General features: G+C 42.2%; 2 protein-coding genes. Both read left to right on the top strand.

Translation table 11 applies throughout. The features are described from left to right. Positions 1-1723: CHAT domain-containing protein (locus ACFE93_RS34390; protein WP_375480576.1), on the top strand; the 1723-nt coding region annotated here is incomplete at its 5' end. A 254-nt stretch (positions 1724-1977) separates the two neighbouring features. Continuing rightward, on the top strand, positions 1978-2422 hold a 445-nt coding region (locus tag ACFE93_RS34385), incomplete at its 3' end, for a tetratricopeptide repeat protein (RefSeq protein WP_375480574.1).

Raw genomic sequence — 2422 nt, 5'->3', positions numbered from 1 at the left:
TGTGGCAAATAGCTTGAATAATTTAGCAGCACTCTACTGGAGACAAAGTGACATAAGCCATGCTCTTGAATTTTTCACACAAGGATTAAAGGTAGAAGAACATAACCTGAGTCTCAACCTAGCTGTGGGTTTCGAGCGACAGAAACGTGACTATATAAATAGTATCTCTGCTACCACAGATGCTACCATTTCCCTACATCTAAATTCTGTTACTAACAATCCCACGACTACTCGTTTAGCCCTGAATACAGTCTTACAGCGTAAAGGACGCATTTTAGATGTGCTAACCAATAGCCAGCAAATTCTGCGTCAACGCCTCGATCCAGAAAGTCAAACTCTATTAACAAATCTAGCAAACACCCGAACTCAACTTGCCCATCTATTTTATAACCGACTAGAGAAACTTCCTCTTGAGCAGTATCGGACTCAAGTTGCCCAACTTGAAACCCAAACAAAACAACTAGAAGACCAACTGAGTCGTCGCAGTCAAGAATTTCGTACTCAGTCCCAACCTATCACCATTGAAACTGTTCAAAAATTAATTCCTACTGATGCTGCTTTGGTAGAAATAGTCCGCTATCGACCTGTTAATCCGAAAGCAGCACATGAAGATCGGTTTGGCAAACCTCGTTACGCAGTATACCTTCTCCCAGCAAAAGGAGAACCGAAAGGAATTGACTTAGGCGATGCTGAAACAATTCAAAAAACCCTAGAATTATTCCGCGATGATTTGCGAGATAAAGAAACTCCTATTGCCCAAGTAAGAAAATCTGCTCGTGACTTAGATAAAATCCTCATGCAGCCAGTACGTAAACTCTTGGGTAATACTCGCAAAATTCTACTCTCTCCAGACAGCGCTCTCAACCTCATTCCCTTTGAAGCACTGGTAGATGAAAATAACCGCTACCTAGTTGAAAACTATTCTTTCACTTACCTCACCTCTGGACGAGACTTGCTAAGACTACAAAACCATTCTCCCAGCCAACAGCCACCAGTCATCATTGCCGACCCTGACTTTAATAAACCTGGTGAAATAGTTGCACGTCAACCTAAGACCAGTAATTCACAAAATACTCGCTCTATTGACCTGTCACAAAAAATATTTTCTCCTCTTGAAGGCACGCCTGAGGAAGCCAAGGCAATTGCAACCCCAAACTTATTAGGAGTGAAACCTCTGATAGGCACCAAGGCTACAGAAAGTGCAGTTAAACAGGTTAAAAGCCCCAGGATTGTGCATATTGCCACTCATGGTTTCTTTGAAAACGCCACGCAAACAGCAGAGAAAATTACCCTCAATGATAATCCCCTACTGCTATCAGGATTAGTTTTTGCTGGCTTGAAGCCTCGTCAAAGTGGTGGAGAAGATGGCATTCTCACTGCGCTGGAAACAACTGCACTAAATCTAGTAGGTACAAAACTGGTCGTACTATCCGCCTGTGATACAGGTTTGGGAAACATTTCTGCGGGCGAAGGCATTTATGGCTTGCGTCGCGCTTTGGTAATTGCTGGCTCTGAAAGTCAAATGATTAGTTTGTGGAAAGTAGATGATGATGCTACCAAAGAGTTGATGGTAGCCTACTACAAAAAGTTGCTAAACAAACGAGGACGGAGCGAAGCACTACGCCAAACGCAACTAGAGATGTTAAAGGGTGAGAAGTATCAGCATCCCTACTACTGGGCAGCATTTATACCTTCTGGTGATTGGAGTCCAATGGATAAGTGAATTAGTTTTAAGAGGTTAGGCGATCGCTCTATATTACCAACTCAACATGAAATAGAGTGCGATCGCCACTAAGGTTTTTTGTAGAAAGCCCAATCCCCGCAATGCTATTGGAGAGTTTTTAAAATTTTGAAGCTTCTTGTATAGTATTCAAATAATTGGAAGTTGCTTAAGGTTTTGCGATCATGATTTGGCAGATAAGTAACGCGTACAGGAACTAGGCAAAAATTGCATGAATTGAAAGGGAGGCTACCGTTGTGACTAACCTGCAAGCTAGGTCAGCGATCAAATTCACCGCTTGGTTCGTAACATTTGGGTTATGGGTGTTTATGCCAAGTTCAACTATTGGGCAATCAACTCCTCCGACTTCAAATGTTCAGTCTGCCGAATTAACAGAAGCAGAACAACTGAATGAACAGGTAGTCCAACTTTACAATCAAGGCAAATATAATGAAGCAATTCTTTTAGCAGAGCGTGCGCTAGCTATTTTCAGGAAGGTGCTAGGAAATGAGCATCTCCAGGTGGCCGCTATGCTGAATAATCTAGCAAGTCTGTACGATAGTCAGGGGCGATACAGTAAAGCTGAACCATTATATCGCCAAGCTTTAGAGTTATTTAAACGCTTGCTAGATGAGAAGCATCCTGAAATTGCAACTAGTTTGAATAATTTGGCAAGTTTGTATCAGAATCAGGGACGCTACA

Origin of the sequence: uncultured Nostoc sp. (assembly GCF_964247315.1) — a bacterium.
Taxonomy (GTDB): Bacteria; Cyanobacteriota; Cyanobacteriia; order Cyanobacteriales; family Nostocaceae; genus Nostoc.
Note: the sequence above shows the minus strand (reverse complement) of the source record. Positions and strands in the feature narration are given on the sequence as shown.